We start from the raw sequence: 13,582 nt of genomic DNA, 5'->3' as shown, positions 1-13,582 counted from the left end.
CAACTGGTTTCGCGCTCTATACGGCAGAAACCCGACCGGGTGCAACGGCGTCTGGTTCTGGCCGTACCCCAAGCCGGAACAGAATCAGCACCGCGACAACAGCAACTCCCGTTGCCCACCAGGCGTGCCAGACCCCCAGTACAGCCACCGCCACCCAGACCAGCGTGCTGAATGCCCCCAGTCCCCGGATGCGGTGCCCCGCGAATGCCGCCGCTGCGGCCAGCGTAAAGGCGCAGCCCGACAGGATCGCCATGATGATCTCGGCCGTGCCGCCCGCCAGCAGCAGCCCCGGATAGGCCAGAAAAAGCATCGGGATCACATAGGCTGTTCCGCCCAGACGCAGGGTATCGCGGGCCACGGCCAGCCACGGGGCCTTGGCAATGGTGGAGGAGACAAACACCGCCACGCAGACCGGTGGCGTGATCACCGACAGCGCCGCGTAATAGAGCACGAAGAGGTGCACCATCACCGGGTCCAGCCCCTGCTGGATCAGCACCGGCGCAAACACCGCCGCCACCAGCACATAGGCCGCCGAAGTGGGCAGCCCCATGCCGGCGATCAGGCAAACCACCGCCATGATGATAGCGATGAGCCAGATATTGTCGCCCGCGAAACCGAGGATCTGCGAGGTGATCGCCACCCCCACCCCGGTCAGGTTCACCATGGCCACAAAGACCTGTGCCGCGACCAGCAGGATTCCGACGATCACGACGCCTTTGCCGCCATCTTCCAGCGCCTTGAGCAGGGTCAGCACCACCTCGCGGATCGTTCCGCCACCGGTGAGCGTGGCGATGGTATAGGCCAGGATAATGCCGATCATCCCGTAACACGCGGTCAGCTGGATCGAATTGCCGTTCCAGATACCCCAGGCAAGCCCCGCCACCCCGGCGATAATGGGCGCCAGCCGCCTCCAGTTCAGTGCCTGTCGCCAATCCGGCAGATCAGCGGACTCAACCGCCCCCAGATTGGTCCGCCACGCAATCAGGTGCACGGTGGTAAAGACCCCAAGATAGAACAGGAATGCGGGCAGAAAGGCCACCGCCGCAATGGTCCAGTAATTCACCCCGACGAGTTCAGCCATCACAAAGGCCGCAGTGCCCATGATCGGCGGCGCAAGCTGGCCCCCGGTGGAGGCCACGGCCTCAACCGCACCTGCGAAGGGCGCGGGGTAATTCAGCCGCTTCATCAGCGGAATGGTGAAATTGCCCGTGGTGGCGATATTGGCCACCGATGAGCCCGAGATCGAGCCGAACAACCCGGACGCAATGGTTGAGATCTTGGCCGCGCCGCCCGGGCTTTTGCCGCCCGCACGCGCCGAGAGATCGAAAAAGGTCTGCCCGGCCCCTGTATGCAGCAGGAAAGCGCCAAACAGGATGAACGCCGCCAGCGTGGTCGAGGCGATAGAGACCAGCATCCCCCACAGCCCCCGGTCGGACAGGAACATCACCTCGGTGATGTAATAGGCGTCAAAGCCGCGATGCCCGAACGCACCGGGAATGGCCTCGCCCCAATAGGCATAGGCCACCATACCGCCCACGATGATCGGAAACACCAGACTGGCCGAACGCCGCGCCAGTTCGAGGATCACCGCCAGCGTGCCAAAACCCAGCCAGACGTCAATATCTTCGGCAAAGGGCAGATCATTCATGATCCGCTCAAAATTGGAAATCACATAGGCCGCAGAGGCCACGACAAAACCTGCCAGCGACACGTCAATGAGCAGCCCCAATGGCCGCCAGCGCCGCCCCTCGCCCAAGGGAAAGAGCATCACCCCCATCACAGCGATCACCGCCACGAAACTGGCGCGCTGGTTCAGTGTTTCGAACGCGCCGAAAAACGAAGTGTAGAAGACGAACAGCCCCAACCCGATGCCGCACAGCGCCAGCGCGCGGGCGCGTAGCGTTTCGGGGGCGGCGGGGTCTTCGGGTTCAAAATCGCTGATGGTCTTTGGCTCTGACACGGCCATTGTGTATTCCCTCAAAGGCGTGAGCCCCACGGACCGGACCCGGCCCGCAGAGCGTTTTTTCACTCAGGCGCGTGCAGCGCCCCGACGTTTACGGCTTGAGCCGGTCCGGCACCTCGTAACCCGCTTCCTCGAAATAGCGGATCGCGCCGGGGTGCAGCGTGGTGGTCGCGTATTGCAGCGTCAGTTCCGCGAGGTTCACGCCTTTGACATTGGGAAACGCGGTCGCCTGCTCGATCTCGTCCTCCATCACCGCCTTGACGATGTTATAGGCCACATCCTCGGGCATATCCGGGCGCGCGGAGACGCCGATCATGAAACCCCAGGTCTGGTAGGCACCGCTGTTTTCCATTTCACCGCCCGGCATGTCCACGATCGACAGTTCCGGCAGGTTTTCACGGATCATCGCAACCTTGTCCTCGGGCACGGGCAGGACCTGAACCGGGGTAAAGGTGGCGATATCGGTGGTCAGCGCGTCAAATTTGGTGCCGACGGCGGATTTGATGAAGCCGATGGCGCGGTTGTCCTTGATCGCGGCGGCAAGTTCGCCATTGGAGCCACGCACCCATTCGGGTTCTACCCCGAACAGCGCCAGCACTTCCAGGCTGGTCGCCTCGGTGGAGGAGCCGCGCTGACCGGGGCCAAAACGCTGACCGGCAAGATCTTCGAGGCTGTTCACGCCTGCGTCCCGGCGCACGACCACGTTCTGCGGCGCAAGGCTGTAGGCCCAGAGCAGCGGGCTGTCGATCTGGTTGCCGTCAAAGGTCTTGATGCCATTATTGGCGTGGTAGAGCGCCGACGTGGTGATCAGTCCGATATCCAGCTGGCCGCGCTCCATACGCTTGAGATTGTCAACCGTTGCGCCGGTTTCGACCACCGAAGCCTGGTAGTCCGGGTTGGCCTCGTTCACCACTTTGGCCAGTGCCGCGAAATAGGCGTAATGGGCTGATTGCGCGTTGGTTGCGCCAAAGGCCAGCCGCGTCTCGGCCTGTGCCGGCAATGCAAATGCCGCAACAGTGGCCGCCGCGGCAAATCCCGCGCTCTTCCAGAAACGTGTCATGTGAAGTTCCTCCAAATTCACGAACGCCTTTACCCGGCGTAACGACACAATGTCGCATATTTGCATACGAATGCAAGCGCAATCTTGCGGCCGTTTTTTCACGGGGCTTGCCCTTGCCGCTGGGCCTGCGATGATGCGGCCTTGCGTGACATGACCATGACAAAGGTGCCCTTTTGACCCCCGATCAGATCATCCTGTTTTCCTTGTTTGGCATGGTATTTGCTCTGCTTTTATGGGGGCGTTTTCGCTATGACCTCGTCGCCTTCTGCGCCCTGCTTCTGGGCGTGGTGCTGGGCGTGGTCGAGACCAAGGACGCGTTTTCCGGTTTTGGCCACCCTGCGACGATCATCGTGGCGCTGGTGCTGGTCGTCTCCGCCGGGCTGGTGCGCTCGGGCGCGGTGCTGCTCATCACCCGGACGCTTGTGGATTCAACCCGTACACTTGGCGCGCATATCGTGATGATGGGCGGGGTTGGCGCGGTGCTGTCCGGTTTCATGAACAACGTGGCCGCTCTGGCGCTCTTGATGCCGGTGGATATCCAGACCGCGCGCAAGGCGGGCCGGTCGCCCGCGCAATCGCTGATGCCGCTGAGCTTTGCCACCATCCTGGGCGGCATGGTGACGCTGATCGGCACGCCGCCCAATATCATCATCGCCGCGATCCGCGAGGAGACGCTGGGCGAGCCGTTCCGCATGTTCGACTTTGCCCCTGTGGGGGCCACGGCGGCGCTGGTCGGGCTGGTCTTTGTGGCGCTGATCGGTTGGCGGTTGATCCCGCAGCGAGAAGACGCGCTTCAGCAGGCGCGCGAGCTGGACCCTTATATCGCAGAACTGACCGTGCCCGAGGGCAGTGACGCGGTCGGGCAGCGGGTCCGCGACCTGACCGAGGCCGCAGACAGCGCCGATGTGGCCATCCTGGGCCTGATCCGCAATGACAAGCGGCGCTACGGAAGTGCGCTCAACACTGTGTTGGAAGCGGGGGATGCGCTGGTGCTTGAAGCCACGCCCGAGGCGCTGGATGAATTCCGCTCAACGCTCAAACTGGCCTTTTCCGACGAACGCCGCGAAGAACTGCTCAAAGCCGAAGGAGACGGGCTGCGACTGGTCGAAGTCGTGGTGCCCGACACCTCGCGTCTCAGTGGCAAAACGGTGCAGGCGGTAGGGCTTGCCTGGCGACATCGCACGGTGCTGATGGGGATTTCCCGGCGCGGGCGGCGCATCACCAAGCAGATGCGCAAGACCGAGATTGAGCCGGGCGATATCCTGCTGCTGCTGGCACCGCGCGAAAACGCCCATGCGGTGGTGGAATGGCTGGGCTGTCTGCCACTGGCCGACCGGGGGCTGGCCGTGACCGAGGACAGCAAGACCTGGCTGGCCATCGGCTTGTTTGCCGCCGCCGTTGCCGCGGCGAGCTTTGGACTGGTCTATCTGCCCGTGGCTTTGGGGCTGGTGGTGGTGGCCTATGTGCTTTTGAAGATCCTGCCACTGGCCGAGCTTTATGACCATATCGAATGGCCGGTGGTTGTGCTGTTGGGGTCGATGATCCCGCTGGGGGCCGCATTGGAGGCCTCGGGCGGGACAGAACTGATCGCGGGCGCGCTGGTGGGGCTGACCTCGGGCTGGCCCGCCTGGGCGATCCTGACGGTGTTGATGGTGGTTACGATGACCCTGTCGGATGTACTCAACAACACCGCAACGGCGATTGTCGCAGCACCTGTGGGCATCGAGATCGCCCGCACATTGGGTGTGTCGCCCGACCCGTTCCTGATGGCGGTGGCGGTGGCGGCATCGGCGGCGTTCCTGACGCCCATCGGGCACAAGAACAACACGCTGATCCTTGGCCCCGGGGGGTATCATTTTGGCGACTACTGGCGCATGGGACTGCCTTTGGAAGTGATTGTGATCGCCGTGTCGGTGCCTGCGATCCTAGTGTTCTGGCCTTTGTAAGGCTCCGGGAACCGGCTTTCCGTCCGCAAGCGCGTTTCACCAATATGAGCGCTGACGCGCGCAGGTTTGAGCCCCTGCGGGGCAGAATGGGGGCGCTGCCCCGTCGCTGCGCGACTCCCCCGGGATATTTTCGAACCAGAGAAGATACGGACTTTTGCATTTGGACAGGGCGCGCTAAGAGCCTGCCATGGGACAGTTTCTGATCTTGCAGCTGCGTCCGGAGACGGATGCTTCGGACGATGAATATGCCGCGATCCTCGCCAAGGGCGGGCTGCGCGAAGACCAATGTCATCGCATCCGGCTGGATTGCGAAGACCTGCCCGAGGGGCTGGACCCGCGCGATTTTGCGGGCGTGATCGTCGGTGGCGGGCCGGGCTGTGTATCGGATGCGCCCGAGGATAAGTCGCCAGTTGAGGCGCGGATCGAGCGTGCCGTTTTGTCGCTCATGCCCGCGATCACAGGATCGGATCATCCCTTTATGGGCTGTTGCTACGGCATCGGCATCCTTGGCGCGCATCTGGAGGCGGATGTGTCCAAGCGGCGCTATGGCGAGCCGGTGGGCCCGACCGATTGCGAGGTCACCGAGGACGGCGCGCGTGATCCCTTGCTGGAAGGGTTGCCCGCGCGGTTTCAGGCCTTTGTCGGTCACAAGGAAGCGCTGCAGGAATTGCCGCACGGTTGCGCGCATCTTTTGCGCTCGGCCCCCTGCCCGTTCCAGATGGTGCGCTTTGGTCAAAACGTCTATGCCACGCAGTTCCATCCAGAGGCCGATGCCAAGGTGTTCGAGACCCGGATCGGGGTCTATCGCAACCACGGCTATTTCCCGCCCGAGACCGCCAATGACCTGATCGCCATGTGTCACGCGGCGGATGTGACCCAGCCCGAGATTATCCTGCAACGCTTCGTTCACCGCTACGGGTAGGGTGGGCAGTTCTGCCCACCGACGCTCAGAGCGGCCATATGAACGGGATCAGCAGCGAGGCCAGCAGACCGACCGTCAGGTTGAGCGGAATGCCCACCTTCATGAAATCGGTGAACTTGTAGCCGCCCGGACCATAGACAAGCATGTTCGTCTGGTAGCCGATCGGCGTGGCGAAACTGGCCGAGGCCGCGACCATCACCGCGACCACCAAGGGCCGCGCATCAATGCCCAGCGCGTCGGCCAGCCCGATGGCAATAGGCGTGACCACCACGGCCACCGCATTGTTGCTCACCAGTTCGGTCATGACCGATGTCAGAAGGTAGATCGCCCAGATGATCAGCGGCCCGGGCAACATGCCGATATAGGGCGCAATGGCGGAGACGATGAGGCTCACCGCGCCCGAGCTTTCCAGTGCCGCCCCGATGGCCAGCATGGCAAAGATCAGTGACAAAAGCCGCCCGTCGACAAAGGAGAACGCCTCATCCGCGTCGATGCAGCGGGTGAGCAGGACCAGCGCCACCGCCCCAAGGCTCAGCAGGAAGATCGGCGCCACGCCAAAGGCCGCCAACCCAACGATCAAAACCAGCGATGCAAGCGCCACCGGCGCGTGGTTGCGGCGAAAGGCTCGGGCCGAGGGTTGGGTCACGTCGACAAGGTCCATATCGTTGGCAAGCCGCTTGATATCATCCGGCGCGCCTTCGAGAAGCAGCGTATCACCCACCTTGACCACCAGTTCATCGAGCTGGCTGCCGATATTCTGGTTCCGCCTGTGCACCGCCAGCGGATAAACGCCGTAACGCCGCCGCAACCGCAACTGACCAAGGCTCCGGCCCACCATCTTGCAGCCCGGGCTGATCAGCACCTCAACCGTGGTTGTTTCCACGGCCGAGACCTGGTCCACCCGTTTGAGCGACTTGTCGCGCTGCAGGCTCAGCAACTCGGTCATTTTCGTGCGCAGGATCACCCGGTCACCGACCTGCAATTCAACACCCTTGAGGTTGCGGCGCAGTGACAGGTCACCGCGCACCACGTCGATCAACCGGACGCCTTCGCGTTTGAACAGCTGCACGCCCGTGACCTCGCGCCCGATCAGGTTGCTGTCGGGTGGGATCACCGCCTCGGTAAAGAACTTCATGCGGGATTTGTCACTGAGCAGGTCGGCCATGCTGTCGCGCTCGGGCAGCAGGTAGGGACCGATGAAGCGAAGGTAGACCATGCCGTAGATCACCAGCACGATGGCCAGCGGCGTGACCTCGAAAATCGTGAAGGGGGCCATGCCCTGCGCGCGGGCCACACCATCAACAAGCAGGTTGGTCGAGGTCCCGATCAGGGTCAGCGTACCGCCGAGGATTGCCGCGTAACTGAGCGGGATCAGCAGTTTGGAGACCGGAATACCCATGGTGCGCGCCAGTTGCACGAAGACCGGGATCATCACCACCACCACCGGCGTATTGGACACCACCGCCGAGGCGACCACCACGAAGGTCATCAGCGACACGATGGCGCGTTTCGGATTGGTCTTGGCCTGCCGGTCGGCGATCTTGGTGAAACTGTCCAGCGCCCCGGTGCGCACCAGCGCCCCCATCACGATGAACATCGCCGCAATGGTCCAGGGCGCTGGGTTGGAGAGCACCGCAAGCCCCTGCTCATAGGGCAGAACGCCCGTCGCTAATAGGAAGGTCGCTCCGGCAATGGCAACAACTTCCGTGGGATAGATTTCGCGAATGAAGAGCAGGAACATGACACCGACCACGGCAAGCGTCACGATGGCCTGCCCCGTTTGCGACAGGTTCAGTAAAGCGGTCATTGAAAATCCCATTCAGCTCCGGCGCTCAGAATGACCTGTTGCAGCGACCGGGGCAAGCGTGCCTTTGCGCCGGGGCTGGACCAATGCCATCCCGGCAAACATCAACACCAGTGACGCCCAAATAAAGGGCGAATAGCTTTCGCGTAGCAGGACGATTGCCCAGACCACGCCAAAGCCGGTGACCAGATAGGCCACCTGTGCGGCAAAGACCGATCCGGCGCGTCCGACCATCCAGACATAGCTGCTATAGACCACGGCGTGGATCACGGACGAGGCCACCAGCGCGGCATCGGGTGCGCCCCACGGGCCGCGCGGGTCGATGAAATGCCCGGTTGCCAGCGCCAGCGGCAGGGCGATCACCGCCCCCACGACCGAGGCCCCGAACAGAACCTGGATCGGGTCCAGCCCAGAGATGCCCCAGCGCGCCACCACATTGCCCTCAAGCCCGTAGAAAAACGGGGCCACCAGCGCCAGCGGGATCCAGACCACCATGGCGGGATCGGGCAGGCTGGCCTCGGGACCAATGATCAGCAGCACGCCGCAGAGGCCCAGCACCAATCCACCCATGCGGCGCAGGCTGAAACCCTCGTTGCCAAGGACCAGCGCGATGGGAAAGGCGAACATCGGAACCAGCGACAGGGTGATCGACAGGATACCGGATGGCAAATGGCGGGCTGCTTCGAAACTTGCCGTATTGGGAAAGATCGTGCCAATGAGCGCAATCACTAGATAGAGCCGCAGCTGCCGGGACCCGAGCGGCAGACGCCGCCCCCGGATCACCGTGATCGCCCCGAGCAGCACCGCGCCGATCACCAATTGCCAGAAGATCAGCCCGAAATGCCGGTAGCCTTCAGAGACGGCGATCTTGGCCAGCGGCTGTGTGATGCCCCATCCCGCGCCCATCACGATGAGCAACCCAATCAGGACCCCGCGTTCACCGCTCGTCATGCGGCAGGCGGGCCGGAAGGCTGCAAGCGCCCGCCCTGACGCACCATGTGGATCGCCGTGGCCTTGCCGGTGCGATCATCGGTATCCACAACCACGCCAGACAGCGTCGCCTCTTCATTGGCGGGCGTAAAGCGGCCCTTTGACATGCCGGTCACGAAGCGGCGCATCGGCTCGGCCTTGTCCATGCCGATCACCGAATTGTAGTCGCCGCACATCCCCGCATCAGACAGCAGACCAGTGCCGCCGGGCAGAATCTGAGCGTCCGCCGTCGGGATATGTGTATGCGTGCCCACGACCAGACTGGTGCGCCCGTCACAGAAATGGCCGACACCCATTTTTTCGCTGGTGGCCTCGCAATGGATATCCACAAGGCTGGCCTGAACCGTGCCGCCCAGCGGATGGCGGCGCAGCACTCCGTCCAGCGCCGAGAACGGGTCATCGAAGGGCCGCTTCATGAAGACCTGCCCCAGCACCTGTGTCACAAGGATCTTGCGTCCGCGCCCGGCATCAAAGATCGCCGCGCCACGCCCCGGCGCATCCTTGGCAAAGTTGAGCGGGCGCAGGATACGCGGTTCGGTCTCGATGAATTGCAGCATCTCGCGCTGGTCAAAGGCGTGATCGCCCAGCGTCAGGCAATCCGCCCCGGCCTCAAGCAACAGCTTGGCATGCGCGCCCGACAGCCCGGCCCCGTTGGAAGAATTCTCAGCATTGACCACGGCGAAATCGACCTTCCAGTCGCTCCGCAGACGCGCCAGATTTTCCGTTACCGCGCGCCGACCGGCCCGCCCCATCACATCGCCAAGAAAGAGTATTCGCATGAAAAGGGGCCTAAGACGGCGGGTCACATTCGGCAAGGGGCAATTGCCGTCTTGCGCCCGGTTGGGTCAAAATCTGCATCGGTTTGCAAAGCTTATGGCGTCACCACCACCTTGCCCGTCGATTTCCGGTCCCGCAGCAGCGCCAGCGCCTCGCCCGCCTTCTCCAGTGGCAGCACATGGCTGACATGCGGTTTGATCCTGCCATCGGCGTGCCAGTCCATGAGCGTGCGCAGCGAGTCGGTCAGCACCTTGGGTCGGAATTGAAGGTAGCCGCCCCAGTACAGCCCCATCACTGTGATATTCTTGACCAGCAGGTGGTTGGCCTTGATCTGCGGCACCTCTCCGCTGGCAAAGCCGATGGGCAGGATGCGGGCCTCGGGGTTGCAGGCGCGGAAGGCGGCGATGAACTGATCACCCCCCACCGGGTCATAGACCACATCCGCCCCGCCCAGCGCCTTGACCTCGGCCCGGATATCGGCGGTCGTCGCATCGAGAAGATGATCGGCCCCGGCGGTCCGGGCGGCCTCAAGCTTGTCCATGCCGCGGGCGCAGGCAATCACCGTCGCGCCCATCAGCTTGCCGATTTCCACGGCGGTCAGACCAACACCCCCGGCCGCGCCCAGCACCAGAAGGGTTTCCCCCGGTTGCAGCCGCGCGCGGTGATCCAGCGCCAGATGTGACGTACCGTAAGCGATCTGAAATGCAGCCGCGTCCGTGAAACTCATCGTTTCCGGAAGCGCAACGGCGCGATCCGCCGGGAAGCAGCCATATTCGGCAAGCCCGCCCTGCCCGCCGAATACCGCTATACGTGTGCCAACCTCAAACCCTGTCACCCCCTCGCCAAGGGCATCGACCGTCCCGGCCACTTCCATCCCAAGGGTGAAGGGCGCGTCCGGCGTATCCTGATACGTGCCTTTTTCCATAAGCAAATCAGCGAAGTTCAACCCGCAGGCGGCAATCCTGACGCGGATTTCGCCGGGCTTGGGCTCCGGAACAGGCAGAGTGTGAAGCGCCGCAGGTTGCCCGGCGACCGGAATGTGGAATGCGCGCATAACGTGACAGGACCCTGTGAAATCTTTGCAACGGACCTGCCATTTTTGCAGGGCAGAGGCAACATGAGACGTGCCCGACATGGATTTTTCGCGCGGTGCTGCTTTACCGTTCTGCGTGTGCGACAAGGGGTTGAACAGCTTTAGATGCGTCTTTTTTCTTGCTTTCCGGGGCTGCTCCCGTATCTTCGCCTAAGTTGCAGGGGTGCGATTAATCTGAGCGCGCGGGACACACTGGGGCTGTTACCGCTAAAGAAATATTAGGGATCTTGCTGCAACTCCGGCAAGATCATAACGTGAGTGAAGGATATCAGTATGCCACATCCTGTGGACGTTCATGTTGGAAAGCGTGTCCGCCATCGTCGTTGGCTGGTTGGGATGACCCAGCAACAACTGGCGGAACATGTGGGAATCAAGTTCCAGCAGATCCAGAAATACGAAACCGGTGCCAACCGTGTCAGCGCCTCCCGACTCTGGGACATTGCGGACGCGCTGGACGTGCCCGTGAGCTTCTTCTTCGAAGGGATCGAGGATGGCGAAAACGTTGCTGCGACAGACGCTGCCGAAGGCACGATCCCTGCCGATCTGCTCGGCGACAAGGAAGCGCTCGATCTCGTGCGGTCCTACTACGCTATTCCGGAAAACCAGCGTCGGCGCCTGTTTGAACTTGCCCGCGTGCTGAGCGACGTCGCATAACACTTCCGATGCCGGACGCAAACAGCGTCCGTTTTTGGGAGGCAAGGCGCATGTCCGACCGGGATATTACCCACCTGACCGAGGTGGCGCATAAGATGGCCGACGCTGCCCGCGCGGCCATCTTGCCGTATTTCCGGGGCAGCAATCTGGCAACAGAGAACAAGCTTGATGCCGGGTTCGACCCGGTGACCGTGGCGGACCGCGCCGCGGAACAGGCCATGCGCGATGTGCTGGCCACGGCACGTCCCGACGACGCGATCCTTGGCGAAGAGTTCGGCCATCAGGTCGGGACCAGTGGGTTGACCTGGGTGCTTGACCCGATCGACGGCACGCGTGGTTTCATCAGCGGCACTCCCACCTGGGGAACCCTGATCGCCCTGTCCGACGAAAACGGTCCCTTTCTTGGCGTGATTGACCAGCCCTATATCGGCGAACGGTTCACCGGCAGCCCGCAGGGGGCGCAATTTTCCGGACCACATGGGAGCAATGGCTTGTCGACGCGCGCGACCGACCGACTCGACGCCGCAGTGCTCTTCACCACCTTTCCCGAGGTCGGCACCGATGCCGAGGGCGCGGCCTTTCACCGGGTGGCGGCCAAGGTGCAACTGACCCGCTACGGCATGGATTGCTACGCTTACGCCCTGCTTGCTGCCGGGCAGATAGACCTCGTGATCGAGGCCGGTTTGAACGCCTATGACATTCAGGCCCCCATCGCGGTGATCGAAGCCGCAGGCGGGATTGTCACCGACTGGAGCGGCGGCCCGGTACATGACGGCGGACAGGTGCTGGCCGCCGCCAACACCACGCTGCACGCACAAGCCATGAAGCTGCTGCACGGCACCTGACGCGCGATTATCCGGTTTTTCCAAAGACTGCCTTTGGTCGCACGACGGGGCGAGCGGTCTTCCTGACACGCGCGCCCTACGCTACACTTGCCGCGACCCGCGCGTAATTTGCCCTTTTCCGGCGCGGCGTGTTCTCCTCAGAAATGGGCGTTGATCTGAGGTTACATATGGAAATTCTGCTGAAAAACGCTGGTCACGTGCTGACCATGGACGATCCCAACAGCGAACTTGCTGATGTGGATATCCGGCTCCGCGATGGCGTGATCGCCGAAATCGGCCCTGACCTGCACAGCGATGGCGAATTGGTGCAGGCATCCCACTGTCTGATCACACCGGGGCTGGTAAACACCCATCACCATCTCTACCAGACGCTGACCCGCGCGGTGCCCGGCGGGCAGGATGCGCTGCTGTTTGGCTGGCTCAAGACGCTTTATCCGATCTGGGCGCGCTTTGGTCCGGACGAGATGTTCACCTCGGCTCAGGTGGGTCTGGCGGAACTGGCGCTGTCGGGCTGTACCATGTCCTCCGACCACCTCTACCTCTACCCCAACGGCGCACGTCTGGAGGACACGATTGATGCGGCGCGCGAGGTGGGGCTGCGTTTTCACCCGACGCGCGGCGCCATGAGCATTGGCGAAAGCGACGGGGGGCTGCCGCCCGACGCGCTGGTCGAAGAGGAACGTGCGATCCTTGAAGACATGATCCGCGTCGTGGACGCCTTTCACGATCCGTCCGAGGGCGCGATGGTGCGGGTCGGACTGGCCCCCTGCTCGCCCTTTTCGGTCAGCCGTGATCTGATGCGTGATGCGGCGCTTCTGGCCCGCGACAAGGGCGTGATGCTGCACACCCATCTGGCCGAGAATGACGAAGACATCGCCTATAGCCTCGAAAACTTCGGCTGCCGCCCGGGGCAATATGCCGAGGATCTGGGCTGGACCGGCGATGATGTGTGGCACGCCCATTGCGTGAAGCTGGACAGGCAGGAGATTGACCTCTTTGCCCGCTCGCGCACCGGCGTGGCGCATTGTCCCTGTTCCAATTGTCGGCTGGGATCGGGAATCGCACCAGTGCGCGCCATGCGCGATGCTGGCGTCAAGGTGGGGCTTGGCGTCGATGGCTCGGCCAGCAATGACAGCGGTAACCTCGTATCCGAGGCACGGCAGGCGATGTTACTGCAACGGGTGGCGCGCGGAGCCGATGCGATGAGCGCGCGTGAGGCGCTCAGGATCGCCACGCGCGGCGGGGCCGAGGTGCTGGGCCGTGACGATTGTGGACAGATTGCCGTGGGCAAGCGCGCCGATATCGCGGTCTGGGACATGTCCGGCGTGGAGGCCGCAGGCAGCTGGGACCGCGCTGCGCTGCTTCTTGCCGGTCCGACCCGGGTGCGGGACCTTTTTGTTGAGGGCCGCCCGGTGGTGCGCGACAGTGCCGTGGTATCCTTTGATCTGGAGGCGGCGGTGAAACGACAGAACATATTGGCCGCGAAATTGGTGGAATGAAGCGACGAGCGGTCCTTCTAGGCGGACTT

At 63.0% G+C, this 13,582-nt stretch carries 11 protein-coding genes; 5 read left to right on the top strand and 6 right to left on the bottom strand.

The features are described 5' to 3' along the window. Positions 1 to 16 precede the first annotated feature (16 nt). Positions 17 to 1,966, bottom strand: coding sequence for a TRAP transporter permease (locus PGB28_RS03330; RefSeq protein ID WP_271420065.1), 1,950 nt, complete (start codon positions 1,964 to 1,966; stop codon positions 17 to 19). Positions 1,967 to 2,054: 88 nt separating this feature from the next. Then, a complete protein-coding gene (locus PGB28_RS03325) occupies positions 2,055 to 3,023 on the bottom strand; it encodes a TAXI family TRAP transporter solute-binding subunit (protein ID WP_271420064.1) in 969 nt (322 codons plus the stop codon). A gap of 173 nt (positions 3,024 to 3,196) precedes the next feature. Here PGB28_RS03325 and PGB28_RS03320 point away from each other — a divergent pair, with 173 nt between their 5' ends. Both PGB28_RS03320 and PGB28_RS03315 read left to right on the top strand, forming a co-directional pair. After that, positions 3,197 to 4,969: an SLC13 family permease gene (locus PGB28_RS03320; RefSeq protein ID WP_271420063.1), complete on the top strand. Its 1,773-nt coding sequence runs from the start codon at positions 3,197 to 3,199 to the stop codon at positions 4,967 to 4,969. A 187-nt stretch (positions 4,970 to 5,156) separates the two neighbouring features. After that, the gene (locus tag PGB28_RS03315) at positions 5,157 to 5,891 is read left to right on the top strand and encodes a glutamine amidotransferase (RefSeq protein WP_271420062.1); all 735 of its coding nucleotides are present in this window, start codon (positions 5,157 to 5,159) and stop codon (positions 5,889 to 5,891) included. A gap of 25 nt (positions 5,892 to 5,916) precedes the next feature. On the opposite strand, the gene PGB28_RS03310 is transcribed toward PGB28_RS03315, so the two are convergent. The 4 genes from PGB28_RS03310 to PGB28_RS03295 all read right to left on the bottom strand — a co-directional run bounded on the left by PGB28_RS03310 (position 5,917) and on the right by PGB28_RS03295 (position 10,516). Further along, entirely contained in the window at positions 5,917 to 7,698 is a 1,782-nt protein-coding gene (locus tag PGB28_RS03310; protein ID WP_271420061.1) for an SLC13 family permease, read from the bottom strand. Positions 7,699 to 7,710: 12 nt separating this feature from the next. Then, positions 7,711 to 8,646, bottom strand: coding sequence for a DMT family transporter (locus tag PGB28_RS03305; RefSeq protein WP_271420060.1), 936 nt, complete (start codon positions 8,644 to 8,646; stop codon positions 7,711 to 7,713). After that, the gene (locus PGB28_RS03300) at positions 8,643 to 9,464 is read right to left on the bottom strand and encodes a TIGR00282 family metallophosphoesterase (RefSeq protein WP_271420059.1); all 822 of its coding nucleotides are present in this window, start codon (positions 9,462 to 9,464) and stop codon (positions 8,643 to 8,645) included. The genes PGB28_RS03305 and PGB28_RS03300 overlap by 4 nt, the downstream gene beginning before the upstream one ends. A 92-nt stretch (positions 9,465 to 9,556) precedes the next feature. Continuing rightward, on the bottom strand, positions 9,557 to 10,516 hold the full coding sequence (locus tag PGB28_RS03295; RefSeq protein ID WP_271420058.1) for an NADPH:quinone oxidoreductase family protein: 960 nt from the start codon (positions 10,514 to 10,516) through the stop codon (positions 9,557 to 9,559). 312 nt (positions 10,517 to 10,828) lie between these two features. Here PGB28_RS03295 and PGB28_RS03290 point away from each other — a divergent pair, with 312 nt between their 5' ends. The 3 genes from PGB28_RS03290 (at position 10,829) to PGB28_RS03280 (ending at position 13,553) form a co-directional block, all read left to right on the top strand. Continuing rightward, entirely contained in the window at positions 10,829 to 11,209 is a 381-nt protein-coding gene (locus tag PGB28_RS03290; RefSeq protein ID WP_271420057.1) for a helix-turn-helix domain-containing protein, read from the top strand. A 50-nt stretch (positions 11,210 to 11,259) separates the two neighbouring features. Further along, positions 11,260 to 12,054 (top strand): histidinol-phosphatase, encoded by a 795-nt coding sequence (gene hisN, locus PGB28_RS03285; protein WP_271420056.1) that lies wholly within the window; start codon positions 11,260 to 11,262, stop codon positions 12,052 to 12,054. 143 nt (positions 12,055 to 12,197) lie between these two features. Next, complete coding sequence (locus tag PGB28_RS03280) at positions 12,198 to 13,553, top strand: 8-oxoguanine deaminase (protein ID WP_271420055.1); 1,356 nt, start codon at positions 12,198 to 12,200, stop codon at positions 13,551 to 13,553. The last annotated feature ends 29 nt before the right edge of the window (positions 13,554 to 13,582 follow it).

The organism is Primorskyibacter aestuariivivens (assembly GCF_028023675.1).
Classification (GTDB): Bacteria; Pseudomonadota; Alphaproteobacteria; order Rhodobacterales; family Rhodobacteraceae; genus Marinovum; species Marinovum aestuariivivens.
Note: the sequence above shows the minus strand (reverse complement) of the source record. Positions and strands in the feature narration are given on the sequence as shown.

Excerpts from the sequence above, each read along its gene's own strand:
- PGB28_RS03310 (WP_271420061.1), bottom strand. The coding sequence starts at position 7,698 with ATGACCGCTTTACTGAACCTGTCGCAAACGGGGCAGGCCATCGTGACG.
- PGB28_RS03300 (WP_271420059.1), bottom strand. The coding sequence starts at position 9,464 with ATGCGAATACTCTTTCTTGGCGATGTGATGGGGCGGGCCGGTCGGCGC.
- PGB28_RS03280 (WP_271420055.1), top strand. The coding sequence starts at position 12,198 with ATGGGCGTTGATCTGAGGTTACATATGGAAATTCTGCTGAAAAACGCT.
- PGB28_RS03305 (WP_271420060.1), bottom strand. The coding sequence starts at position 8,646 with ATGACGAGCGGTGAACGCGGGGTCCTGATTGGGTTGCTCATCGTGATG.
- PGB28_RS03315 (WP_271420062.1), top strand. The coding sequence starts at position 5,157 with ATGGGACAGTTTCTGATCTTGCAGCTGCGTCCGGAGACGGATGCTTCG.
- PGB28_RS03330 (WP_271420065.1), bottom strand. The coding sequence starts at position 1,966 with ATGGCCGTGTCAGAGCCAAAGACCATCAGCGATTTTGAACCCGAAGAC.
- PGB28_RS03295 (WP_271420058.1), bottom strand. The coding sequence starts at position 10,516 with ATGCGCGCATTCCACATTCCGGTCGCCGGGCAACCTGCGGCGCTTCAC.
- hisN (WP_271420056.1), top strand. The coding sequence starts at position 11,260 with ATGTCCGACCGGGATATTACCCACCTGACCGAGGTGGCGCATAAGATG.
- PGB28_RS03325 (WP_271420064.1), bottom strand. The coding sequence starts at position 3,023 with ATGACACGTTTCTGGAAGAGCGCGGGATTTGCCGCGGCGGCCACTGTT.
- PGB28_RS03290 (WP_271420057.1), top strand. The coding sequence starts at position 10,829 with ATGCCACATCCTGTGGACGTTCATGTTGGAAAGCGTGTCCGCCATCGT.